Here is a 25,977-nt window from a genome sequence, read left to right on the forward strand (position 1 = left end):
CAACCCAATAAAAACAATTATCATTAACCTTGCCTTTACAGTTCTTTACATTTACCATATCGCCCATTAGACACACCTCCTACTAAATTTAAGGATTTTCATGTTCAAAACGCCTTTAACCTTGCTAGCTCTAACGGTAAGTACCTCATTATTTGCTGACGAATCAATCAATAAAAATCAACTTACAGAAGAGCAAATGGAGCGAGTTGTAGTCTCTGGTAGCCGTATTTTCGAAAGCATAGATGAAGTACCTGCATCCATTACTATAATCAACCAAAAACAAATTGAAGAGCACTTAAAAGTAAACCCTGAGCTGCAAAGTTTGCTCGCGCAAATGGTACCAGGTCTTGCGCCTGATACGGGCAGCTCAAGTAATACAGGGCAATCTTTGCGCGGCCGCGCCCCGCTTGTAATGATTGACGGCGTGCCGCAATCTACCCCGCTGAGAAACGGATCATTAGGGGTAAAAACACTCGATCCAAGTGCTATTAGCAGAATAGAAGTCATCAAAGGTGCAACCTCTATTTACGGTAACGGTGCGTCAGGCGGTATCATTAACTACATCACCAAACAGGCTAGAACAGATGGCAAAGCCCAAGGTGAGATTAGCTTATCAAGCCGCTTTAGCGCAGTAAAATTAGAAGAAAGCGCAGGTGCAAGACTCTCAGCTGCGATAAATGGTCGCGCTGACAAATTTAGCTATTTAGTAACAGCGAGCTATGAAGAAAATGGCGTACAACGCGATGCTGACGGTGATATTCTTGGTTTGCAATATGGTTTATCAGATGCAGTAACGCAAAATTACTTCACCAAGCTTGGCTATGATTTTGATGACGAAAAACAACTACAGTTTAGCTACAACTATTTTAGTTCACAGCAAAAAACTGACTTAGGTGATGTACCGGGTGATATCAGCTTGGGTGAGAAAACATACGCAATTCACGTCCCACCTGAACTACAAAAGCAAGGGAAACCTCAAGGCCCAGAAGGGAACGAAAATTTAACCCTAAAGTACACTGATTACGCGTTATTTGAAAACACTCAAATGACCCTAGACTTGTACATGCAAGATATTGAAAACGTATTTTTCTTCTCCCCCAATCTTGCTAACCCGGATGAAAACTACGATGGCGGCCAATCTATAATTAGTTCAGATAAAAAAGGCGCACGTGCAACATTTAATACTCAAGCAGACTTTGACTCAATTGAAGCTTCATTCATTTATGGTATTGATGCATTAAATGATGTGACATCACAACCGCTGGTTGATGGCCGAGTTTGGGTGCCAAAAATGGATATGAAAAGCATTGCAGGCTTTTTTCAAACCAAATGGGTGATTGCAGATGACTTAATTATTAAAGCAGGCGTTCGTCAGGAATCTATCGATTTAACTGTAGATGATTACCGTACTCTCAAGCTATGCAAAACAGCAACACAATGCTCGGTGCCTATTAATGTAAAAGGTGACACCATTGAATATGACGCCACCACCTATAACGTGGGTATTAAATATAACCTAAACGAAAAATTCAGCCCATTCTTTAGTTATTCGCAAGGTTCTGATATCTCAGATGTAGGCCGTTTACTGCGTGCTGCAACAGTGAATGATATAGGCCTTATTCAAACCCAAGCGTCAATAATCGATAACTACGAAATTGGCTTTAACTCTCAATTTGAAAACCTGCGCATCGAAGTGGCTGCTTATCGGAGTACATCAGAGTTTGGCACTACAAACTCATTTAACGAAGTAACCGGTGTGTATGAACCAGTTCGTGCACCACAAGAAATTTGGGGCTATGAAACAGCTGTAAACTACACCGTAACGCCAAGCGTGAAATTACTTGCTACATACAGTTATGTTGAAGGCAAAGACACAGAAGCCGACACTTATTTAGGCTCAAGACAAATCAGTCCACCAAAAGCAACTGCAAACGTTAACTGGCAACCAAGTAATGACTTGTCAATTACATTAAGCTACCTCTATGTCGGTGATAGAAAACGCTTTGAGGCAGGTGATGATGGTAAATATGTTGGCGATCAAGGGCCAATAGAAAGTTACAACGTATTTAACTTAAGTGGCCAATACCAATTTGCTGCTAATTGGCAAGGGTTTATGGGAATTGAAAATTTATTTAATGAAGACTACTTCCCTGCCCGAGCACAATCGTATACTTATGGCGGCTACAACATTAAAGGCCTTGGTACAACTGCAACCCTGGGTGTTAAATACCAATTTTAAATACTATGCAACTCGTTCATTGCCCTGCGCAATGAACGAGACCTTTCTTAGCATTTCAACTTAAACCTTGTACCACAAATATAAATAACAATCTGTTCATAAAGCAACCAACAATGCAAACTTAAACGAGAATCACAATCAATAATAACCATCTGATTTATAAAGGAAAAACTTGCAATTACGGATTTATATACTACACTAGCGACATTGAGTTTTATAAAAGGCCACCGTTATGAAAGGTAATCAAAAAGTTATCGACAGCTTTAATAAGTTGTTAGCCAATGAACTTGCTGCAATTGATCAGTATTTCATCCACTCTCGCATGTATGATGATTGGGGTTTAGATAAACTTTATGTTCGCTTAAATCATGAAATGGAAGAAGAAAAAGATCACGCTGATTGGCTGATCAAACGCATTTTATTCCTCGAAGGTGTACCAAACATGACTAAACGCCGCGACCTAATTATTGGTCACGACGTAAAAAGCATGATGCAAAACGATTTAACACTTGAGCTAGAAGTTGTTGAGTGTGTTAAAGAAGTTATTGCAGTATGTGAACAAGAAAAAGATTATCAATCACGTGAAATTCTTGAAAAGCTGTTATTTGATACAGAAGAAGATCATGTTTATTGGTTAGAGCAACAACTTGGCCTAATCGATAAAATTGGTAGCCAAAACTATCATCAATCACAAATGGGTGAATAGGAGCTAAAGCATGAAAGGCGATAAAGACGTTATAGCAGCACTAAATAAAGTTTTAGCGAATGAATTAGTTGGTATCAACCAATACTTTTTACATGCACGTATGTTTAAAGATTTTGGTTTTAGTGTTTTAGATAAGGCCGACTACAAAGTATCAATCCAAAAAATGAAAAACGCCGACCGTTTAATTGAGCGTATTTTATTTTTAGAAGGCTTACCTAACCTTCAAGATCTTGGTCGTTTACGCATTGGTGAAAACAGCGAAGAAATGATTAATGCAAATATGAGTTTTGAGCTAGACACGCTTGATGATTTAAAAGATGCAATCAAACTTGCCGAAAGCAAAAAAGATTATATTAGCCGTGAAGCGCTAGACAACATTTTAAACGAGCAAGAAGAACAAATTGATTGGCTTGAAACACAGCAGTTGCTAATTAAGAGCACAGGTATTGAAAACTACCTTCAATCACAAATGTAACTTTTCGTTATTACTAAAAAAGCAGCCTAGGCTGCTTTTTTTTATGCGTTATTTTTTCAAAGAAAGCTCAAACAACAACTTTAAGCAACTTGATCTGTAATATCCGCAATTTCAATAAGTTTACGATTGAGGATCTTTTTAGTACAGCAGCAGCACTTGCCACACTGACTTCCGACTTTCAGCTCTTTACTCAGCTCACGCATCGTAGTTGCACCTTCGTCAATTGTTTGTTCAATTTTTTTATCTGTCACACCGTGACATAAACAGATATACATAAATGAAAAACACTCTCAATTAGATTTGAGCTTGTATATTAATCTAAACGTAAACAGTTCGCAATTGATTATTGCATAAAACTGAGAATTATTTTTATTTGTGGCCAAGACCACTTAAATTGAGAATTCGCGGCAGCTTTAGAATTGTCTAAATTTAAGTAAGATTAGTTTTAGGTAAATTACTTTGTGAATTGATAAATTGCTCCCATAAAGGCTTTAAAAGCCTTTATGATTAAATATGGGATTTATAAAAATGTTTCTATTTCGATTTGTGGCAATTGCGGACACTCATAACCTTAGTCACTTGTTAGGTGTGGACTTCCCAGCTTTCACTAGACAGCTTTTTACTCAATGTTCTTCTAAAACAACTAAAAGCAAAGTTGCAATTGGTCCTATAAATAAAGAGATTAAAAACCAAACTAACCCCCTCCTATTTTTACTTTGAGCTAAACCAGCATTTAATAAAGCTAAGGTACCAACCCCCGCAAAAAATTGACCACCTTCATTAATGTAATTCATTTAAAATATTCTCCTGAATAAAAGGCTTAATTAAAATAATTGAAACTGCTACCGAGCCTGTAGATTAACTCGTTTTAAATTTATTTTTGATGATGAATCAAACATAGCCGAGTAGCTATTTTGGTTCAATCGATAACTGACTTTAACCTAAAATTTAAAAAGGGCTTCACCATTTTAATGCTACCTGTGACCGTAATATTGCGCTTTTCATCTCAGAAAAGCGGCTCTATACAACCCAAATAAAAAAGACAGGCATATTTTCTTCATGTAAGTTAGAAGCTCAACTTTCTCTAGATGACCTACAACTCTTTCACGTACCAAGCCCAAATATATTGGGCTTGGTTGATTATTAAAAAATTAATCTAAAGGTTTTGTTTAATTTTTTGCAAATCCTCAATCCTTTCCTGAATAACTATAAGTGACTTATCAAAATTATCTATTTCACTTTGTGTTAAGCCAGGTTTCATTTTCATTACTCGTACTTTATTTAAATATATATTAGCTCTAGATATATCTGCAGTTATGAATTGAAAGGGTGTTATACGCCCCGATTGAGCGTATTTTTCTTCATCTATCTCGCTAGCTATATAATCTTTTATATTCATTTTTGACTTAGTAAATGAAGTAGGATCAAAAGTATAATTAATACCTCCTAGGTCATATTCTCTTATATAACTTACAAGCTCAGGAGAACCTTTAGTTAAAGCTAAATTCATCAATTGATCGTAATGTTCAGGCCCAACACCGGACTCATCAACCCACCTTTGTATGATACGTTCATCCTTTATTTTAGCCAGTTTTCTCAACCAAGTATTGCTGGTATCTATCGCTGCTCCTAAATCCATAAACTCTGAAAACTCATCGTAGCTAACTTGATCATAAGGTATTAAAGCAACATATAGAGGCGTATAATATGTCGCCTTATTGTTTCCGTTGTTGCCTTTTAGGGATTCATTAATACCTAAAGTGCCATTTTTTATTAGTTCCAGTAAAATTTTTGTGGTATGAGCATAATATCGCTCCTCAATTAAGAGTTTAATCACTATTTCATTGGCTGTGAGGTTCGATAGGCTTTCAACTAGGTCCTGGAGATCTTCTGAAGCACTTTCTGTAATTGAATTATTCTCTGTTAAATTATTGCCAACACTTTTTATATCTGTTGGCTCATCACTGTCAGGAATAGCATTATAAACATCAGACGAAGCAGGTTTTTGCTCAACGATATCTTTTGTTTTTGTGTTTTCTTTACCATCAAAAAAAACAAACCAGCTTGTAATAACTAACAAACAACACAAAAAAAATAATATTATAAACTTTTTTTCTTTCATAAATTAAACTCTCTGTTAGCACGCATCAAATAAGACATATTCGTATATACCTTGCACAGGGTATTCATCAATAAAATCACAAGCGTTATCATGATCCTCAATAATCCCATCATACACCCCTACGTAGTTACCTGTTGAGCTTACAAAATCTCTAAAAATGAAATCAACGCTGATCGTTCAGCCCTGCTCAATTCCAGCTTATGTAATAGCTCAGTGGTTTCAGGGAAGTGTGGATCATCTTTATATTCACCTCTGGGCTTCGGTCTCGCTCCACCAGCATTATAAAAATTAACAATGCCACCTAAACTACTAAATAACCCATTGTGCATCCACGGTTTCGATTGCTCTAGACCAAGTAATGAAGGAGTTCTAAATTTACCTTTATCTTGCGGATCTGCTGTGGCATCAAAACGCCCTAAATCTTGTAACCTACGACCGTAAAAATGTAACCCAGTAATATGAAACTCATTGTCACTTAGCAACGCACCTTCATGGCAGGTCATACATTTAGCTTTTGTTCTAAATATATGTAAACCTTCAATTTGCTGATCCGTTAGCAGTTTAATTGCCTTTTTTGGGTTATTTTGCATTTCGTTAATAAACTGAGTAAATAAGCTATTTGGCGCTTCAAATGTTCGCTCAAATGCCACAATAGCCTGAGCCATTTGCTGCTTATTTAGCGTCTCAGTTTGAAAAGCACCTTGAATAAAATAGCGATAGTCGTTGGCTAAGTTGACCCTCTCCACCGCTAAATCAGGGTTTAAATCCATCTCAAGAGGATTTTCAATAGGCATTAAAGCTTGTTGTTCTGCATTGACAGCACGCCCATCCCAAAAAAAGCTTTGCCAATGATCAATACCAAAAATAGCTTGCGTATTACGCGTTCCAGCTAGCCCATCAATACCAATTGCTACTTTTCGTCTGTCAGTAAAGCCAAGACGATTTTCGTGACACATAGCACAACTTACCGTTTTATCACGAGATAAACGTTTATCATTAAATAGCTTTTCGCCTAATTTAATCAGCGCTGATGATGCATCTGGCGCAATATTTTTAAGTGGTTGTAATGGAGCTGCTATTTGGTTATCTGCTGTTTTACGCAGTGGCCATTCACTTTGTGGTTGGCCATATTGCTCACGTAAATCACTCATTGCTGTGGTGTTAAAGCAAATAAGCAATAATAAAAAGGTATACTTATTCATAGTTGTAACTTAACCCCAACCAAAACATACGGCCAGGTTCAATACCTGTATCCCCTTCAATAATTGAATGAGTTCTAATGTTAAGTAAGTTACTTATATCTAAACTAACTTCAATGAACTGAGAGCAGCTTAATTTATATTCCCAACGAGCATTTAAAGCTAACATAATCCTAGATTCAAATTTATAATCTTTATAAACGGGTACATACACACCGACTACTTCACAGTTTTCGCATTCTTTCCCTACACTAATTTGTTTAAATGAATCAGAGAGTTGAGCTGTTTTGTAACTCCCACTATAAATCGCAGTTAAGCCCGTAGAGAAGTTATCTGTCCAATCAGTATTCCAACCCACATTTCCACTAACAGGCCGTGCAAAATTAGTTTTAATTGTATTGAGTTCAGAAAGGCTGAGTAATTGATCGTTATAATACACAAGCGATTCAACAGGTGTGTTATCCGCTGTTGCTGTATAGTCTGTATTTGATTCCTTGTTTTGACTATAGCTGGCATTTGCCCAAAATGAATGGTCACCAAATTTAGCATCCCATGCTATTGAATATCGCTCGCTACTGCCAACCCCTTCATTATTCACGGTGATATATTCATACCCATCATTCTCAAGGTCTGTTTCTTCATTTCTGGCTAACTGCTTACGCTTAAAACGTTTTACATATTTAAGCGATAAATTACCAAATTTTTGAGTTGCATGACGTATACCTAAAGCCATCTCATCATCAAAAGGGGTGTCTATATCATCATAACGATACCGATAATTACCTGTATACGAAGAAGGTAGCCAAGCTTGTAAAGCACCTGCATTAATTGGTCGATATTCTCGATAAGCAAATTTTTGTTGCTCTTTGATTTTATAAGCTAAAAGTCCAGCATCATAATAGCGATTTAAGCCAGCGGTAAGTAAAGTATTACTATCATTAAAAATATCATAGCCCATTGATACTCTAGGGGCTATATTGTGATTTTTAAAAAAGTCATCATAATCGTATCGAACTCCTAAATGAAATTCAAACTGTTGCCAATTTACAACATCAGTCGCATAAATTGATGCTTTATTTAAGCTCACATTGATACTTTCTTGTGGCGTAACTTGCCGAGAGTTGAAATATTGCGCCGTTGTTTCTACATTATTTGCATAAGCAATTAGGTGATCTGGGTTATTAAAATTAATCTCCCCTCCTAATTGCTGTGCAAGCGTATCGAGATCAACAAAGTAACTTTGTTCAACACAATCCAACGTATAACCACTGCAATTAAGCGTACTTGAGGTAGATGAATACTGTATTGGGGAGTCATACTTGTAATAATCCTGAGCCCGAACACGCTCAACATTTTGATGATTTAGCTCCGCTCCAATACGTATTTGATGGTCAGCATTAGCAAGCTTAATGTTATTAAAAGATAAACTATTACGCCAATTAACCGTTGTTTGTGTGTTATTTAAATTGCCGTAGCCACCAAACTCTGAAGTAGGAACGCCATCAACATTATTATTTGCAAGCTGCCCCCATTCCTTTCCTTTTGCTTGTTGCCAAATATAATAATGTGGTGGAGCAGTCCGGTTGTTATCACTTTGGCTGGCATTTAATTCACTTCGCCAATAGCCTAGCGTTGTCTCTTCTGCCAAATTCACTATAAAACCAAGATTCCCCCCTTCAACTTGGTACTCACTCGCTAAAACATCTTTTAAAAATGACTGAGATTCATAGGGTGCGTACAATACGCTTAAATCGAGTTTATCTACCCAACCATTACGATAACTGTATTTGAGTAAGCCGTTAATATTTTCTCTGTGCGTTGTTTTCATTTGAGACAGTGAAATATCAGATATATCACTGTTTAAATAGCTAATATTTAATAATAGTGCATGATTATCGTTAAAGCGTTTTTGTAGCATTAAATCGATATTGGTTTTTTCATAGACGGGAGCTTCTATAGGGTCGGCTTGAATTTCAGAGTTATCTTCGGCATCTTCATCAGTGATAATATGATATTGCCCCCAATCACTTTTATTTCCTCTAATGCCTAAGCTCACACGGCTGTCCGTTGCAAATGCAGAAATAGTTTCCGCATCAACTACACCACCCGAAAAGTCACCATAATCCGCAGGAATATTGTGATCATATACAGTGATAGACTCTACAATTTGACTATTAACGTTCATACTTTGCACACCGCCATACACATCATTCTCAGATGCGGTGATTCGGCTTGCGCTTGCTGGATCTAGGCGATTATTATAATTCATGCCATCAATCATAAACCCTGTTTGCCAAGGTTTTGCACCCGAAATGCTAATTTCAGGAGCTGTGATCTCAGTTAAACTTTCAATAGAGTAACTATCTTCACTGAGTAAAACACCCGGCAGTAACGCAATAAGTTCATTAATATCGCCATTGCCTTTAGGGGTAGAATCAATAAAGTTACGATCTAAATAAGCACGACCAATAACCTCAGGGACTTCAATACCTACATATTGCCCTTTTACGGTGATACGCTCTATCTCTTGGGTTATACATGGTTCTTTTTCGCATTGCTGCTTTGTTGTTTGCTCTTTTACTTCTTCATTAGCGATTGCTTTTTCGCAAAGTAAAAATAGCAAACACGCTATAAATAAGCGCGTTTGCATAGTTTTAACTCCTAATTACTTATTAAGTGGTGTGCTATCTACACTATCTTCAACGCCGTCATTATCAGCATCTGTGTCAGCAATTAAACCAGATTCAGCAATTGCTTCGTCTGTTGCACCTGTTAAGAAGAAGTTTGGCTTCCCATCATGATCTGTATCAACACTCGCAAGCGCTGAACCAGGGAAATCGTCTTTAGCAGCAGTTGCAGTCGCTTGTAATGTATACAGTGCTAGTTTATCTGCAGCACCGTTAACATCTAAATTAATCAGCTCATCCGCAGTATCTAATAAGTTTAGTCTTGTATATAGCTCAACATAAGTTTCTATGTTGTCTTGAATAACTTTATCAGACTGAGAAAGCAATAAGGTTTTTGAAGCATCCAACAAAGTTGTCAGCTTATTGTAAATATCTGCATATATAACCGCATAATTAGAGTTATATGCTTGATATTTAGCTAATGAAACAAAGAATGAATCTCGGGTAAAATAGTAACTCCCCAGCTCATCATCGCCAATAATATTACTCAATAATACTTCATATAACGCTGTAAATTCATCCATATCAATGCTATTGAGATTATCATTAACAATATTTATAGCCTCTGTTACCCACTCTTGAGCAAGCTCTGGTTGGTCATTCTCTATTAGATAACCCACGTACGTTGTTAAGGCTGTCACTTTGCTAGTTGTATTTTCTAACAGATAGATTTCAGCTTTAAGCTTAGTAATAAGCGCAGGAATATCATCGCTTAGCCCTGCAATGCTATAAATTTTAATAGCATCACTATAGAACTCAAGATTTAGAGCTGTTGTTAGCTTATCGCTATTATCTTCCATCCAATCAATACATTGAATCGCATGTGTTTGCGCTTGTGATTGGCTACCCATCTGCAAATCTAAGCTGACATGACGAGAGCAACCTTGCCAACCTGTTTTACGTTTAAGACTCGATGAAGCTTGTTGATCAAAATATTCAGCGGTATACATATATTTTGCGGCTTCATCAAGCAAAGATAAACCAAGCTCTGAATAACCCATATTAAATAAAATAGTAGATGCACCTGGGGAAGTGTAACCTTCAGCTAATGTTGTATATAAGCTTGCTATATTGTTGTCGTCTTCATCAATAAAGTATGTTTTAGCAGGAGCAATAGCATCTGCGACTGTGTAGCCTGCAACTAACTTATTAGCAATGTCGTATGCTAATGTATTTTCAATAGCATCTGTTTGATCCCTTTCTTTAGTAATAAGTGCGAATGCAGGATTAGCAGCCATTTCCAAATTATATAGATTACTTACATAAGCTGTCAGTGTTTCAAGTGGATATTGATACGTTGCTAATGTTGCCTCTGAATATGGCGATGCTTCAAATAAATAAGCACTATCTAGCCCTTTGCTCCCATATAGTGATAAAGCATAGTTGGTATAATATTTTGCAGTTTCAATATCATTTATTTGTAATGACAAATCAATAGGGGTTAATATATAAAACGATTTCAACCTGTTAACAGGTTGACCTTCATATTCACCACTACTTTGATATTGAAAGCCCGTTTTAACAACCAACTCAGCAAATAATTTTATAACTTGTTTTGCTTTTTGCTTGTTTTCTTCTGTTCTATCAGCTAAAAAACTTTCTACCGATGAGGCTGCTGCACGACTAAATGCAGTTAAAAAGCGCCCGTATGTAACATCATATTCTTCTTTTCGAACTGAATCGGCATAAAGTACAAGTGTGTTATACAGTTCTTGCGCTTGTTCATACTGCTGAGCATCATTGTACTCATTAGCAATAGTGATAAAAAAAGTTGGATCGCTTGAACTTATATTCTCAAGCCCTTTATTAGCAATATACTCATTATAAGCTGTCACTGCTTTTTCACGGTATTCACCTGCTTCATCAGTTTGGCCTAAGCTGTCTAATTTACTAGCGACGTTACGGTATGCTTGCGCTTGCTCATCCAACGTCGTTACTGCATTAAATAACTGCTCTGCTTTATCATCGAATCCAGCAATTAAATAACCACTAGCAAGCTCTGCGTTAACCTGATTCATGTAGGCATCATCATTAATATTGCTTGCAATAGCTTCAGCCTGCTTTAAATGTGAACTCTCAGAGCTGTAATAATAGTTACGCTTATCTTCATTAGTAATATACGAAGGCTTTAATAATATAGTGGCTGTAATTGCCTCACTGATATTACCGTCGGTATACGAAACAACAAAACTATCATTAATTTCAGATAACGATTCCGCTTCGTAATTAAACTCACCGGTTGAACTATCTAGTGTTAATACACCATTTTCTGGTGCAGTTATAATACTTACAGTGACGGCATCATCATCAGCATCATGAAAAGTAAGCGTGCCTTGAGTAGATGTTGACGTAGTAACAGTGATAGATTGATTTACTAATGTAGGTGCATCATTAATGTTATTAACTGTAATGGTGAGTGTTGCATTTGTATTTAAAGAACCATCAGTCGCAGTTACTGCAACTGTATCTTGGCCTGAAAAATTCTCATTTGGTGTATAAATAAATGAGCCATCTGCATTTAATTGAAATACACCATTACTTGCACTTGATGCTAATGAGAAGGTAACAGGGTCACTGTCTTGAGCTGTTAACTGCCCATTTAAAATTGTATCTTCATCAAGGCTAAAGCTAGTATTACTAGTGAATTCAGGTGTTTTATTACTATCTGAACTCCCACATCCAGCTAGCACCAAAGCTATAGCAACAGGTAAATACTTTATTTTATTATTCATTGAAACTCCCGCATTTATTATTTTTTGATAAATAAGTGCGTTGCATTCTACACAATAAATACAAACAATAACAGATCTCAATTGCATTTAGATTGATGATTGGTAGGTTTTATAAGTGTGGCTAGTGCCACTTAGAATGGGATTTCACGGCAATTTGAGAATTGTCTAAATTTAAGTAAGATTAGCTTTAGGTAAATAAGTAGGTGAGTTTATAAATTGATCATATAAAGGCTTTAAAAGCCTTTATGAATAAATATGGGATTTATAAAAATGTTTTTATCCGATTTGTGGCATAAGGGGAAGTTAGGAGCACCGCATTTAGATGTGAGCAGCACTATACAAAGCCATGACATACTTAAACACTTACCGCAACACATAGTGAAAATGCCAATCGCTGAGAACAACTCTTAAACTGTTTGCTAAACTCATTTTCATTAAATGAAGGCCAACACTCTATTTTAAAGTAGCTGCCATTATCATCTACACCTTTTTAAATTTACTACTTAAATCGAACAACAAGCTCTAATAATTGATCAGAGGTATTTTTTAAAAGTGTGATTGACTTGGATGTTTTCGTTGCATCTTCCGAGCAGGTATAAGCTAAATCAGAAATATTAACGACTTGCCTATTGATTTCATCAGCGACAGAAGCTTGCTCCTCGACAGCCGCAGACATCTGATTAGACATTTGAGCAATATTATCAATTGCATCAGAAATACCATTCAGCATTTCAGCACTTTCAACTACACGCGCCAGCCCCTCATCAGCGGCATCCGTGCCTAAGTCCGCTGTATTTACTGCATTTATAGCCTTAGCGGTTAGCGTATCAATAATGTCATAAATTTCACTGGTTGATTCTTGTGTTCTCTGTGCCAAGTTTCTTACCTCACCTGCCACCACCGCAAACCCTCGCCCTTGTTCACCTGCTCTTGCAGCTTCAATTGCAGCATTTAAAGCCAATAAGTTAGTCTGATCAGCAATTTGCTCAATAATCTGCGCGGCTTTTGCAATTAGCTTAGTTTGCTCGGAAACTTCTGATACTGAAGTACTAATATCAGACACTGTATCTCGCAATTTCTGAATGGATCCTCTCGTTACATCCGCTACATGGTTACCTTTTAATGCCAATTCATTTGCAACATCAGCATGACTCGCGGTCTCAGTTACATGTTTTGCCACTTCAGATATAGTGGTTGTCATTTCATTCATAGCTGTTGCAACTTGAAGAGTCTCGGCCTGCTGCTGCTCTATTTGCTCACATGTTTTCATGGTCATTAAGTAGCCTTTTTCAGACTCTATAGCCACATCCTTTGCTGCACTTTCAATCCGCGTAATAACCGTTGTCAAATGTGCCTGAGAGCTTAAGATAGCGACTTTTAGTTTGCCTAACTTTCCTGCTGATTTAGTGTAGGTATGTGCTGCAATATCATGCGTGAAGCTTTTATTGAGCATGTTATGCAATGTATGAATTGTGGTTTTGTGTTTGTATGACGTTAGGAGCGCATATGCTATAAAATTTATAAAAAGAATTGTATGAGAAGTCGCATGGTAGCCAATACTGTACAGAAACACCGTTAATAACACTGTGAATAGCAACAAAATATTCGGCAAAGTTGGAGTTACAGGTAGGTTAAGCTTTAGAGTTTCTCCTTTATTTAACTTAGCGTAATATGCTTCGGCTCTGGCCACATCATCTCTTTTTGGGCACACTCTAACAGACTCGTAACCAACGACCTTTCCGTGTTCGCTAATAGGAGTGACATAAGCATCTACCCAATAAAAATCACCATTTTTACAACGGTTTTTTACATGCCCCATCCAAGCTTTACCTTGTTTTAAGTGCTCCCACATAACTTTAAACGCGGCGGCAGGCATATCAGGGTGCCTAACAATATTATGTGGTTGACCAACCAATTCACTTTTTTCAAATCCACTGATATCAACAAAAGCGTCATTACAATCAATAATCGTTCCACTCTTATCGGTAATTGTAATTAGTTTCATATCTGCTGAGAGTTTTCTCTCATTATTTGTGATCGGTAAGTTTTTGCGCATACCAGCCTGATCTGATTAGGATGTAAATCATGTACATATAATACATTAGAAAGTCATAATATAAAAGAAGACCACACAAAAAATGAACGCTTTGTTATGCAGGTAGCGCTTATCAAACAATATTTAACATTATATTTATCAGTACCTTGCTTCCATAATTATTTTGCAACTCTACAGATGATTTATTACGGGAAATTTAAAAACAAGGATTCTTTATTCACCGTCTCTAACATAATGGTCAGTGATAATGTATTCCCAATCCCATCGATATTGGTTAGGTTTATAAATTCCGAGGAGAGCGATATTTGATGTACAATGGCACCCTCTATTGCATTGATTTGCTGTTGAGCACAGCGTATTAATGTGAGGTTAGAAATGACCGAAAATGCTGCATTCACTAAACTGAAACCTGTGTATACCTGCCCAACATCCACACTTTTCTGATAGCGGCCATTCGTTTAAGCATTAAGTCACGAACAGCCCTGAGCTCACGAGGATAAATGTAGCCCTCAGGCAAAATATTTAGACGTAGCATTTCAGCCAATAAGCCCTGTTAAGTTGTCTTTATTAAAACTTAGAAAAGATAAAATGGCAGACATGTTTATTTAAACGCTTAGTGGTAAGCGTTTCACCTTGTTCATTTTAGTTTCTAGCTTAGCCATTTTTTGTTGTGCACAGATCACAAAGCATTTTCACTCACAAAAGGAGCTGAGTGAGAACTTTCAGTGCCTTTACCCTCTTGCTGGAGTGAGTTTGTAGTGACTTCAAAAGATGCTAAGAAAAATGATAATGAGCTAGCCCATACGGCATAAGGTATTGTTAAGCATAACTAAACGCTATCTATAACAGCCATAAAACATACTATGTTTATCTAGGTATAATAATAGAATAAATTGTTAGTATAATGACTTTCTAAATAACCTGTTGATAATTAATTCAGTACCTTATGATTAATCCCCCCCCCCCCTCTTTTAGTAGCTTAAAAAAACACCAGCTCATCCAAGTTTCACTATATCTCATATGTTGACAATATAAACATATGATGTTTATATTCATTAAACCTACAAGCTTTAACTGATCGATTTCAGTGATTTAGGTTTTCTACACACAATAATTATATTAAGAGTCTTTGGAGACAATCATGAGTAGCAGAACGAAGATAGCGCTAGCAATTCTTGCCGCAATTTCTAGTCCATCTATGGCACAAGAATCCACCGAGATAAAAAAAGACAATGAGCCAGAAATTATTCTAGTCACAGGGGTTAGATCGAGCTTAGAAGCTGCCTCTTCTTTAAAGCGTTATAGTGATAGTGTTCAAGACAGTATAGTTGCTGAAGATATCGGAAAATTTCCAGATCAAAACGTAGCCGAATCACTACAGCGTATACCAGGTGTATCAATCGACCGCGTTAATGGCGAAGGCTCTAAAGTCACGGTGCGCGGCTTTGGCCCGGAGTTTAATGTGGTAACGTTAAATGGCCGCATTTTAGCTACCTCTGAAATTGGCCGCTCATTTGATTTCCAAGTATTAGCAGCAGAATTGATTTCGGGTGCAGATGTAATTAAATCACCCACTGCTAGCACCCCAGAGGGGAGCATAGGTGCCTATGTCAACGTTAAAACGGCACGACCTCTAGATAACCCAGGATTACACGTTTTAGGTTCGATAAATGCTAAGTATAGCGACTTATCAGGTGAGGTAAGTCCTGAATATTCAGGTTTATTCAGTAATACTTTTGCAGACGATACGTTTGGTTTTAACATTGCGATATCTCATCAAGAAAGTGATAACCGTTATGATTCAATGGGTACAACTCGTTGGTTATTACTAAATAACGAACCTGGTGTCATTGAGGGAGATATTCATAATGAATCAGGCAATGTAATAACGCCTTCGACTCTTCGCCACGCTGGTCGTATTGAATATGCACTCGGGCAAGAGCATCGCGAACGATTTGGAATTAATACAAGTTTGCAATGGTCTCCAGATTCTAGCTTCACTAATACATTTGACTACATGTATACAGATTTAAGTGTCGAAACCCAAACTCAAGGTTTACAAGCAGGCTTACAATACCCTAATTGGCGTAATGTTGTTGCATCAGAAAATGGTACAATTTTATCTGGGACTAAATTTTCTGGAGCAACCTTAGGGGGCGCTGGTGAAAATGTGGACTTTCGAATTGATGGACTTTTTCAAGTCCTTGAGTCTAAATCTAAAACTCAGGCTTTTGGATTTAACTCAGTAAAAGAGTTTGATGTTTTAACTTTAGAATTAGATGTCAGCCACTCAACATCAAAATCAACCCCACGTACTGATTTACTCGTACCAAATTACATTTCGCCTGACATGAACGATAGTCTCGATTTTGATTTTCGTAATACAGACACTGTGAATTTAGATACCACAATTGATTACGCCTCACCTTCAAGCGTTCGTGCTCATTGGAATCAAATTTCACATTACGAATTAGAAGACACCATCACAGAAGTACAAACAAAAGGTAAGTATTTACTAGATTTAGAGTTTTTTGAAAGCTTAGTCTTAGACTCAGTGGATTTTGGCATAGCTTACTCTGATCGTGAGAAGGTACGCGAGCGGTATGAAACTTTCCACGAAGACAACTGTGGTTTAGTTGTACCGGGTGCTGATATTTGCGGTGAATTACGCGATATGCCAGATGATATTTTTTCAGCTAGCCCATACAGTGATTTCTTAAGCAATGAATCAGGCAATTTCCCACGTGATTTCATTTTTGCAGACATTGATAAATACCATGCTGCTATTAGTGAGATGACAAAAAATCCAAATTGGCCGAATGAACAATATAATGAAACGGCTTCATCAAGCGTTACTGAAACTACGCTAAGTGCTTATACACAATTTAACTTAAGCGGTATTATCTCCGATTACGATTGGCGAGGTAATGTAGGTGTACGTTATGTCGAAACCGATTCTACTTCAAGTGGTTATGGTAAACGCAGATTATCTTATACTGGCGAGCTTGATAATGGTCAACCTTTACTAGTAGTTGAGTATACTGAGCCGGGACGCATCGAAACCGAAAATAGTTACGACAATTGGCTACCAAGTCTTAACTTTAGTATCAATTTAAGCGATAACTTTTTAATTAGAACAGCAGCGGCAAAGGTCATGTCTCGTCCAGGGATAGACGATATTGGTGTTCAAGTTAGCTACAACGATATGCAAGCCGGTAGCTTTTCACAAACAGGGGGTAACCCTTACCTAGAACCTTACCAAGCTAATCAATTAGACTTATCTTTTGAGTACTACAGCGATGGGGGTGATGCATACGCGATTAACTTCTTTAATAAAGATATTTCAAGATCTATCGCGCAAGTTACCTTTATAGATCCAACGCCTGATGTCTGGAATGGATCTGAATATGTTGATAACTCTGTTTCGATTGATGGTTACGGCAATGTCAGTGAAACGATTAATCAAAAACAAAATCAAGCGGGTGGCACGATCAGTGGTGTTGAATTAGCTATGCAACATAATATGGATTACCTACCAGGCTTTTTAAGTGGTCTAGGTCTACAAGCCAACTATACATGGGCTGATACAAAGAATAAAAATGCACCGGAAATTGATTTACCTGGGGTAAAAGACCCAGGCGATAAACTAGAAGGATTTGCAGAAAACTCATACAACGTCGTCGCTTATTATGACAAAAATGCATTTCAAGCTCGGTTGGCCTACAACTGGCGAGATGACTTTTTAAGTAGTCGTTCTGGTGTCAGAAGCGGTGGATTACCAGAACATACTGCGGCATATGGTCAACTCGACTTTAGTATGTCTTATGAAATAAATGAATACTTTACTGTCACCGGTGAAGCGATAAACATTACAGACGAACGAGTTTATCAATACGCAGATGTAGAAGAGCGTGTTATTAACGTCCAGTACACTGGACCACGTTATCGTATTGGTGTTAGAGCCAAATTCTAAAGTAACCAGGGCAGCAGTTTTGCTGCCCTTTTATAATCTGCATAATCTGGGAGTTCAATATGAACAACATTGCCCCTATAACGCACTATGCCATTATTGGCGGAGGCAGTGCAGGATGGATAAGTGCAGCCATTCTATGCCGCGTAACAGCCCATTTACCATGTAAAATTACGCTTATAGAGTCTCCTACTATCAGCAGCGTCGGTGTTGGCGAAGCAACAATTCCCTCCATCATTGATTTACTTCGCTTTTTAAATATCCCACAAACAGAGTTCATCCAAGCTACACAAGCCACCTTTAAATTAGGCATAAAATTCACTAATTGGCTAACGAAAGGACATAGTTATTGGCACCCTTTTGGAAATATCGGTAAAACCATTGATGGCTTGAGTTTCTACCAACATTGGTTAGCAGCAAAACAACGCGGTAATAAATACCAATACTGTGATTTTTCACCCAATGTGGTACTTGCAGAGCAAAACAAGTTTGCTCAAGCTCAACAACATCAAAAAAACATTCTTAGCCATTCAACATACGCGTTGCACTTAGATGCCACTCTAATGGCTGACTATTTAAAAAAGTATTGTTTAGTTCGAGGCGTGATCCATCGCACAGCTCATATTAATGAAGTTACAGTCTGTGAAAAACAGCAGATCACAAACGTTATCTTAGATAATAAGGAACAACTAGATGCGGACTTTTACATCGATTGCAGTGGCCAATCAGCGATATTGATAGACAAAACTTTAAAGGTTGGCTATCAAAACTGGCAACACTATTTACCCGTAGATTCAGCTGTTGTCGTGCAATCGAAAAATCCATCACAACGCCAGCCTTATACGCATGCTGTAGCTCATCAACATGGTTGGCAATGGCAAATCCCACTCAATCATCGAACAGGTAATGGTTATGTATATTGCAGCAAGTATTGCAGTGATGAGGAAGCACTCGCCACTTTAACCAATAATATTACTGAGCCACTTGAGAATACACCTAGAGCTATCAAATTTACTACTGGTAAACGTGATGTTTTCTGGTACAAAAACTGTCTTAGCATTGGTTTGTCTGCAGGTTTTTTAGAGCCATTAGAATCAACAGGTTTATATCTAATCATGAAAGGCATGCTGAATTTTGTTGCTATGTTACCTGATAGCCAATTTCAGCAAGCACGATGTGATGAATACAATCGGCAAATGGATATAGAGTTTGAAAACATTCGTGACTTTATTATTATTCATTACTCTTTAACGCAGCGCAGTGATTCAGCATTTTGGCGAGATTGGCATAACCGCGCTTTACCAAAAAGCTTAGAGCACAAGTTAGCCGTATTTAAAAGTAATGGCATATTAATGAAAAACCCCCAAGACTTATTTTCCAATGACAGTTGGTATGCCGTATTAGAGGGAATGAAAATGCGCCCAACTAATTTAAATCCTTTAATTTACAACTCCGATCATCAACAAGTCGATGCTATTTTACATAAGCACACCTATTTACTAGCGCAAATGATAAAACAAGCACCTAGTCATGAAGCGTTCGCAAACGCGCTTCATAATAATATGCTAAAAGCAAATAGTTGATTGCTAACAATTTGAATTGACCAAATAAACATATTATGTTTATATACAGAGTATGAGCGAACTAATATATTATGATTTAAAATCCACTCCAGGTATGTCGACTAGCCTTTCGGTTCAAGTAGCCAAAGAAGTGGGCCGACGTATTGTGGCTGGTTCATTTGAAGTTAATAGTTTAATGGATGATGAAGACACGCTTGCCAATCGCTATCAAGTTAGCCGAGTGGTTATGCGCGATGCAATTAAGATCCTTGTTAGTAAGGGGTTACTTGAAGTACGTAGAGGCATTGGCACTCGAGTACAATCTCGTGATAAATGGAATATGCTTGACGATGATGTACTTGCATGGCACTTATCTGCTCCGCCAAATCCTAAGTTTTTACGCCAACTTATGGATGTTCGCTTAGCATTTGAACCCAAAGCAGCTCGTTGGGCTGCGCAAAGGGCTACGCCAGATAACCTTGCTGAAATTTTAGCTGCGTGTGATAAAATGGCGATTGTGGGAAATACCGCCGAAGAATTTATCATCGCTGACTCATTATTTCATAAGGCTATTATTAAAGCCGCTCAAAACAGCTTTTTAACTTCGATGGAAGGGGTTATTTATTCCGCACTATTAGTGAGCATTAAGGTAACGAATAAAGATCCTAGAGATAACGGGGCGTCAATTCCGTTTCATCGTGAAGTATACGAAGCAATAGCCGCAGGTGATGCAGATAAAGCGGAAATACTCACAGAAAGATTACTTAATGATGCAACATCTAGATTAGCTACAAACACTGGGGAAGCTAAATAACCATTGTTTTTTTGCTTAAAATCATATAAATAAGAACTAGTTTTAACTATAAATGGATACCAGTATAGAATGAGTGAATTAACCTACTACGATTTAAGACGCGCCAATTCAATGTCACCAAGTTTGCCAATACAGGTAGCTAAAGAATTAGGCCGAAGAATTGTGGCTGGTACTTATACTGCGGGTACACTCATTGATGATGAAAACAAACTATCTGAGCGTTTCCAAGTGAGTCGTGTGGTGATCCGTGATGCAGTTAAAATACTGGTAGGTAAAGGCTTATTAGATGTTAGACGCGGTATTGGTACTCGTGTTAAAAGTCGTGATAATTGGTCGTTACTTGATGATGATGTACTTGCGTGGCATTTAAGTGCACCTTTAAATCCTGAGTTTTTAACGCAGTTAATGGAATTTAGATTAGCATTCGAACCAAAAGCCGCCAGTGTTGCCGCTGAACGTGCTAATGAAGAAGACATTATCAGAATTAAAGAAGCGCTGTGTGAAATGGAAAATAGCGTGAGCGATATTGATAAGTTTGTTATTGCTGATGCGCACTTTCATAGTGCGATTTTAAAGGCATCTCACAATGAACTATTCATCTCTATGGAATGCATTATTTTCTCTGCTTTACTGGTTAGTATCAAAGTAACAAACCAAACAGCAGAAAGTAATTTAGCCTCGATCCCGTTTCATGCTGAAGTGTTAGATGCAATTGCAAATAAAGACAGTAAAAAAGCCCAGTCATTAACAGAAAACCTACTTTATGATGCTAAGTCTAAACTTAAAGCATTAATGGCCAACAAATAACGTTGTCTTTGAATCATATGGAAAGGCGCTGCTAACTTTTTATTTAGTGTGAGAGGAATAAAAAGCTAACAGCGCACATGTAAAAGTGACAAAACCATCAATGAGTCAATTAGATCTCATCACCTAAACCCTCGTTATCTATAAAATTCCACGTAGCGTGTTGCATTATCAGTAAAGTCAGACAACGACATACCCGCTTTATACAAACCACTGCCTAGCCCAAAACCGCTGGCTCCTGCATCCATATAAGTGTGCATATTATCAGGTGAAACACCACCAACAGGCAGAATATCAATTTTAGGGAGTATCGTTGTCATTGCTTTTAAACCAGCCGGGCCTGCTGTTTCAGCAGGAAACAGCTTCAGCGCATCTGCCCCCGCGTGAATCGCTGCATAACCCTCTGTAGGCGTATAAAAACCTGGCACACTGTATAAACCTTGCTGTTTGCTATAACGGATCACCTCAACATCAGCATGTGGCGATATAATTATACGCCCCCCTGCTTGTTGGACTTCATCAACCTGCTGCTTGTTAACCACCGTTCCAGCACCAATCACTACTTGGTCACCATATTTTTCACTCAGTAACTTAATACTCTCATAAGGAGATGGGGAATTAAGTGGCACCTCGATAACACGGTAGCCTAAGTCAACCAGCACATGTGCATAATCAAGAACTTCGCTCGGAGTTATGCCGCGTAAAATTGCAACTAAAGGCAATTGTTGCATAGCCTGTTGTAAGTTGATCATAAGGTAACCTCTATAGATGAAATCAGCTCTGCTTGTTTTGCAATAGCAAACATGCCATTAATTGAAGCCTGAGAGCTGTTTAAAATTGTTGATGAATAACCGAGTGATAATAGAGCTGCCGAATACAAATTATTTAACCGGTTGTTGCCAATTAAATAGATATGTTCAAGTACAGGTTCATTTGCGATGACACTATGTAACTCAGCACCAACTATCAGGCCTGATATGTAACTGTATACAGCTGCCTCAGGTAGTTTATTCTCTAGCTGTAAAGTGCGTGCACTAAACAAATGGTGTAACAAACCACCTTTTGATTGACTACATGAAACACCGTGTAAAAACTGGCTTAAGTCGGTGTCTGCTTCTTTGTTTTGTTGTGTTAAGCCCGCACTTAAAATGCTGTGCTTAGTCACTAAATCAAACACTTCCCCTGTCATATGTGTGCTAAAACGAGTTATTACTGATTCGCCGTTACAATCTTTGCTGACACAGGCCCATTTAGAATGAGTGCCTGGCAAACAAAAAATGCTGCGGGCAAGTTCAGCTTCACTGATCACACCTTGCTCCTGTTCAATTATCGACAATGCACCAAACACTTGCACTTCTTCGCCGCGCATCACATCACTTGCGCCGTGCTGTGGCTGATATTTAAAACCAGGGACAATAAATTTTTGCTGTGAACTGGCAACATCTAAATGAACCAAATGTTGAGCACTTTTAGATAAACTCACCGGACAATGCAAATAGCCGGTATCTTGCCAGCCAACTTTGCTGCCAACCATTCCTGCCATAATGACAGGAATGTGCTTATCGCAGCACCAATCACTTATGTAGTTATTAAGCGCAGCTTCAAATTGCCCATTTGATACAGCAAGGACACCACTTGCGGCACTTACCTGCTTTATAATTTGAGCGTTTTTATCAAGTAAAAATGCTCTAAAATTAGTCGTTCCCCAGTCTACAACGATTAATTCGCCCGCGGCTGTTTGTTGATCACTCATCACAAAAGTCTCCATTGGATAGAATTCGCAGGTTTACTGAACTTCATAATGCTTAATAAAGTCAGGATCTGGCTCTATTCCTAATCCAGGCCCTTGTGGCAATGCAACTGAACCATTGTTTTCTTTTACTTGTTCATTGATACGCAGTGATTCTTTTAATAAGTTTTCACGGAATAAATTAGGAGTCGTATCGTATTCAAGCATTGGTTGTACTGGATGCGCAGCGCCTGGTAAGTCAGGTAATGCGGCCAATAAATGTAAGTTAGTGCCTACCGCTAAGGCCGACCCCCATACATGATTAATTACCGGAACAAAATGTGTATGCGCTAACGCTAATACCTTTTGGTATTCAGTAATTCCGCCTAAAGCGCACACCTCAGGTTGCAGCAAGTCAACACAACGATTCTCAATGAGATCTCTAAAGCCCCAACGCGTAAATTCAGCCTCACCACCAGCGATGGTCATATCGAGAGCTTCGCACAAATCGCGATAACCTTGTTTATCCTCTGGCGCAACAGGCTCTTCAAACCAATACACACCTAAGTCTTGCATTGCACGACCCAACGGAATTGCTTCACGTGCTGTATATGCATGATTTGCATCAACCATCAAGCGCATTTCATCGCCAACACCGCGGCGAACAGCTTCTACTAACTTAATGTCTTCTTCTGGACTTAGGCCGATTTTCATTTTCATTGCATTAAAGCCAGCATCTTTAATTCGTGCACTTTCATGCTCAAAGCTTTCAGCAAGATTGGCTTTGCGTTGTAACATCATTCCGTAACCATATACGGGGATCTGCTCTCTAAAGGCGCCGCCTAACAACTTGTAAACAGGTTGATTTAAGAATTTCCCTGCGATGTCCCACAATGCAATATCAACACCAGACATTGACTGGATTGGCATGCCTTTTTGCCCATGGTCTCGCATTAAGTTGTACACCTTATGCCAAATTACTTCTCGGTCTAAGGGATCCATACCAACTATCATTGGCTGTATTACACGTTCTACTATTGTTTTATTAGCAAATGCAATACCACCACCACCAAAGCATTCGCCCCAACCTGTAATACCAATATCCGTTCTCACTTCTACTAAATGAGCGGTGCGCTTTGCATAGTACTGTTGTGAGTAACCTAACTCTTCTTCCAAGTCATATTGCAGAACATGACTAATAATTTCTGTTATTTTCATTAGTGTTATCCTTAAACATTAAGTGCACGTGAAACACGTTTGTAGCTAAGGTAATCATCCAGTGCTAATACTGAGCAATCCACACCAACGCCTGATTGTTTAATACCTAAATGCGGCAAGTTAATCGCATACTTAATACCGTTCACTTGTACTTCACCAAAACGGAGTTCGCTTGCAAAGTGTTCTGCTTGTTCTAAATCTTGTGTGAAAATAAATGAGCTTAAGCCCGCATCGGTATCGTTAGCATCAATCAGCACCTGTTGCTGCGAATCGAACGTAATAATACTGATCACAGGACCAAAAATTTCTTCTTGATAAATTCTCATTTCAGGGGTTACACCAACAAGCACCGTTGGACTGTAAAAATAGCCTGTTTGACAATGCTCAGGCTTACCACCACCAACTAAAACTGTCGCCCCTTTAGCTTGTGCATCTTTAACTAGTTCATCAATACGGTTCCATGACGCTAGATCCATAACAGGCCCCATATCAATGTCTGCATCACGATCAAAACCAACTTTAACTGCTTTTGCTCGTGCAACTACTTTTGCTATGAACTGTTCAGCAACTTGTTCAGCAATAAATACGCGATTTGGCGTCACGCAAATTTGACCTGCGTTTTCATATTTAACACCGCATATCACATCAGCGGCATTTTCTAAATCCGCATCAGCTAGCACTATGGCTGGGGCATTACCTCCTAACTCCATTGAATAACGCTTAATCGATGTCGCACCAGTACCAATGACATGTTTACCAACATTGGTGGAACCGATTAAAGTGAGTAATGAGGGAATAGTCGATGCCGAAATTGCATCACCCACTTTGTGATCTGGCCCAGAAATAATATTAACCACGCCTGCGGGTAAACCGATTTTTTGGCACAATTCGCCAACAGCATAAGCAGATAATGGTGTCTTTACCGAAGGCTTAATCACAATAGGGCAGCCTGCTGCCATAGCTGGGCCGAGCTTATAAGCTAAGTTAAGTAACGGATAATTCCATGCTAAAAATGCAGCAGCTACGCCTAGCGGTTCACGGCGTAAAGAATGGCTATGTGTTCCTTCTTTATCAGTCAAAGACTCTTGCTCTAGGTTGAGCATGGTATCTGCATAAAAATTAAGGCTATCAACCAACATTTGATAATCATCTTTAGTTGATTGCCAAGGCTTTGCCATTTCTAGGTGTAAACATTCACGTAGATGTTGCTCATTTTCGATAACCGCATCACGCAGCTTATGCATCCAGCAAACGCGCTCTGTAACTGGTGTTTTTGACCAGACAGGAAAAGCGTCTTGCGCGGCTTCCAAGGCTAAGTTTGCTTCATCAATTCCTGCTGCAGCAATTTCACCAACGGGTTCCAAGGTTGCTGGGTTTAATACTTTTGTAGTTGAACCCGTAGTTATTAATTTTCCGCCAATATAAAGTTGTTTAGACAGCATTTATCCGCTCCAATTATTTTTGACACCAACCCAAATAAAGGCACTTTATTGGCTGGAGAATGAAAAGGTATCGATCACCTTATACATAGCAAGTATTTAAACATATGATGTTTGCACTGACAACATAAAATTCACATTTATTTACTTCACTCTTTATACGCCCCCTTCTTAGCAAGCGACCGATATACCTATAATACCAAACACATTTAATTGATGATCTAT

18 protein-coding genes are annotated in these 25,977 nt (G+C 38.3%); 7 read left to right on the top strand and 11 right to left on the bottom strand.

Annotation, left to right across the window (positions count from 1 at the left end; genetic code table 11):
• Positions 1-100 precede the first annotated feature (100 nt).
• The 3 genes from B5G52_RS04955 to bfr (B5G52_RS04965) all read left to right on the top strand — a co-directional run bounded on the left by B5G52_RS04955 (position 101) and on the right by bfr (B5G52_RS04965) (position 3,420).
• Positions 101-2,239, top strand: coding sequence for a TonB-dependent receptor (locus B5G52_RS04955; protein WP_087531590.1), 2,139 nt, complete (start codon positions 101-103; stop codon positions 2,237-2,239).
• Between the two features lie 232 nt (positions 2,240-2,471).
• Positions 2,472-2,945, top strand: a complete 474-nt coding sequence (gene bfr, locus B5G52_RS04960; protein ID WP_087531591.1) for a bacterioferritin — start codon at positions 2,472-2,474, stop codon at positions 2,943-2,945.
• 10 nt (positions 2,946-2,955) lie between these two features.
• Entirely contained in the window at positions 2,956-3,420 is a 465-nt protein-coding gene (gene bfr / locus B5G52_RS04965; protein WP_087531592.1) for a bacterioferritin, read from the top strand.
• Positions 3,421-3,500: 80 nt separating this feature from the next.
• Here bfr (B5G52_RS04965) and B5G52_RS04970 read toward each other — a convergent pair whose 3' ends face one another.
• From B5G52_RS04970 to B5G52_RS04995, 7 genes are all read right to left on the bottom strand, one after another.
• Positions 3,501-3,695 carry a (2Fe-2S)-binding protein gene (locus B5G52_RS04970; protein WP_087531593.1) on the bottom strand — a complete coding sequence of 65 codons (195 nt, stop codon included), beginning with the start codon at positions 3,693-3,695 and terminating at the stop codon, positions 3,501-3,503.
• A gap of 348 nt (positions 3,696-4,043) precedes the next feature.
• Complete coding sequence (locus B5G52_RS22015; RefSeq protein WP_176372501.1) at positions 4,044-4,214, bottom strand: hypothetical protein; 171 nt, start codon at positions 4,212-4,214, stop codon at positions 4,044-4,046.
• 362 nt (positions 4,215-4,576) lie between these two features.
• Positions 4,577-5,542 carry a hypothetical protein gene (locus B5G52_RS04975; protein WP_087531594.1) on the bottom strand — a complete coding sequence of 322 codons (966 nt, stop codon included), beginning with the start codon at positions 5,540-5,542 and terminating at the stop codon, positions 4,577-4,579.
• A 140-nt stretch (positions 5,543-5,682) separates the two neighbouring features.
• Positions 5,683-6,744 carry a cytochrome-c peroxidase gene (locus B5G52_RS04980; protein ID WP_087531595.1) on the bottom strand — a complete coding sequence of 354 codons (1,062 nt, stop codon included), beginning with the start codon at positions 6,742-6,744 and terminating at the stop codon, positions 5,683-5,685.
• Positions 6,737-9,391: a TonB-dependent receptor plug domain-containing protein gene (locus B5G52_RS04985; RefSeq protein WP_087531596.1), complete on the bottom strand. Its 2,655-nt coding sequence runs from the start codon at positions 9,389-9,391 to the stop codon at positions 6,737-6,739. Before B5G52_RS04985 ends, B5G52_RS04980 begins: the two co-directional genes overlap by 8 nt.
• 15 nt (positions 9,392-9,406) lie before the next feature.
• On the bottom strand, positions 9,407-12,160 hold the full coding sequence (locus tag B5G52_RS04990) for a cadherin-like domain-containing protein (RefSeq protein WP_176372502.1): 2,754 nt from the start codon (positions 12,158-12,160) through the stop codon (positions 9,407-9,409).
• Between the two features lie 499 nt (positions 12,161-12,659).
• Positions 12,660-14,165 carry a methyl-accepting chemotaxis protein gene (locus B5G52_RS04995; protein ID WP_369679913.1) on the bottom strand — a complete coding sequence of 502 codons (1,506 nt, stop codon included), beginning with the start codon at positions 14,163-14,165 and terminating at the stop codon, positions 12,660-12,662.
• Positions 14,166-15,357: 1,192 nt separating this feature from the next.
• On the opposite strand from B5G52_RS04995, the gene B5G52_RS05005 reads away from it, so the two are divergent.
• From B5G52_RS05005 to B5G52_RS05020, 4 genes are all read left to right on the top strand, one after another.
• Positions 15,358-18,189 carry a TonB-dependent receptor gene (locus B5G52_RS05005; protein ID WP_087531599.1) on the top strand — a complete coding sequence of 944 codons (2,832 nt, stop codon included), beginning with the start codon at positions 15,358-15,360 and terminating at the stop codon, positions 18,187-18,189.
• A 59-nt stretch (positions 18,190-18,248) separates the two neighbouring features.
• Positions 18,249-19,769 (top strand): tryptophan halogenase family protein, encoded by a 1,521-nt coding sequence (locus B5G52_RS05010; RefSeq protein ID WP_087531600.1) that lies wholly within the window; start codon positions 18,249-18,251, stop codon positions 19,767-19,769.
• A 52-nt stretch (positions 19,770-19,821) separates the two neighbouring features.
• Positions 19,822-20,562, top strand: coding sequence for a FadR/GntR family transcriptional regulator (locus tag B5G52_RS05015; RefSeq protein WP_087531601.1), 741 nt, complete (start codon positions 19,822-19,824; stop codon positions 20,560-20,562).
• 69 nt (positions 20,563-20,631) lie between these two features.
• Entirely contained in the window at positions 20,632-21,369 is a 738-nt protein-coding gene (locus tag B5G52_RS05020; RefSeq protein WP_176372503.1) for a FadR/GntR family transcriptional regulator, read from the top strand.
• A gap of 134 nt (positions 21,370-21,503) precedes the next feature.
• On the opposite strand, the gene B5G52_RS05025 is transcribed toward B5G52_RS05020, so the two are convergent.
• Genes B5G52_RS05025 through B5G52_RS05040 form a run of 4 tightly spaced genes read right to left on the bottom strand, consistent with a single transcriptional unit; the run spans position 21,504 to position 25,755 of the window.
• Positions 21,504-22,118: a 2-dehydro-3-deoxy-6-phosphogalactonate aldolase gene (locus B5G52_RS05025; protein WP_087531602.1), complete on the bottom strand. Its 615-nt coding sequence runs from the start codon at positions 22,116-22,118 to the stop codon at positions 21,504-21,506.
• Positions 22,115-23,119, bottom strand: coding sequence for a 2-dehydro-3-deoxygalactonokinase (locus tag B5G52_RS05030; protein ID WP_176372504.1), 1,005 nt, complete (start codon positions 23,117-23,119; stop codon positions 22,115-22,117). The genes B5G52_RS05025 and B5G52_RS05030 overlap by 4 nt, the downstream gene beginning before the upstream one ends.
• Before the next feature lie 33 nt (positions 23,120-23,152).
• A complete protein-coding gene (locus B5G52_RS05035; protein ID WP_087531604.1) occupies positions 23,153-24,313 on the bottom strand; it encodes a mandelate racemase/muconate lactonizing enzyme family protein in 1,161 nt (386 codons plus the stop codon).
• Between the two features lie 11 nt (positions 24,314-24,324).
• Complete coding sequence (locus B5G52_RS05040) at positions 24,325-25,755, bottom strand: NAD-dependent succinate-semialdehyde dehydrogenase (protein WP_087531605.1); 1,431 nt, start codon at positions 25,753-25,755, stop codon at positions 24,325-24,327.
• Positions 25,756-25,977 lie beyond the last annotated feature (222 nt).

The organism is Pseudoalteromonas sp. A601, assembly GCF_002165575.1.
In the GTDB taxonomy this organism is placed as follows: domain Bacteria; phylum Pseudomonadota; class Gammaproteobacteria; order Enterobacterales; family Alteromonadaceae; genus Pseudoalteromonas.